The organism is Acinetobacter sp. LMB-5 (assembly GCF_001541635.1).
In the GTDB taxonomy this organism is placed as follows: Bacteria; Pseudomonadota; Gammaproteobacteria; order Pseudomonadales; family Moraxellaceae; genus Acinetobacter; species Acinetobacter pittii.
Genome location: NZ_LRDR01000081.1, coordinates 1 through 416, shown reverse-complemented (window position 1 = coordinate 416; position 416 = coordinate 1). Strand labels below are relative to the sequence as shown.

Sequence of the window (416 nt, the reverse complement as noted above, 5' to 3'; positions counted from 1 at the left end):
TAGACTCAAATTTCATGCAGGCACAGTTATCCCTATGTCGAGTTGTTCAATATTTATTAACAAAAAATAAAAAGTAATGAGAAAAGTTAAACCAAGTCGAATCCAAATATTAACGGAACAAGAAGTCCATGAACTTTACTCCCGTCCCGCATTTAATCAGAATGAGCGTGAAGAGTTTTTCTCGATAGACCCGAGTATCGAGAAAGCGCTATCAAACATGGGAAAGATTGAAACTAAAATTTATTTGATCCTCCTAATTGGCTATTTTCGAGCCAAGCCAGTTGTGCCGCAATTTAGATTGCGAGACGTGAAACAAGATGTTGATTACATTTACGCCACTCACTTCCCCAACAGAAAACCGAAATATCCCCTCATTGCTAAAAGCACACGAGCGACACTGATCTTGAAGATGCACG

The 416-nt window shown here is 38.9% G+C and carries 1 protein-coding gene; it reads left to right on the top strand.

Annotation, left to right across the window (positions count from 1 at the left end; translation table 11 throughout):
- Positions 1-76: 76 nt before the first annotated feature.
- Positions 77-416: DUF4158 domain-containing protein (locus tag AW165_RS18615; RefSeq protein WP_155859666.1), on the top strand; the 340-nt coding region annotated here is incomplete at its 3' end.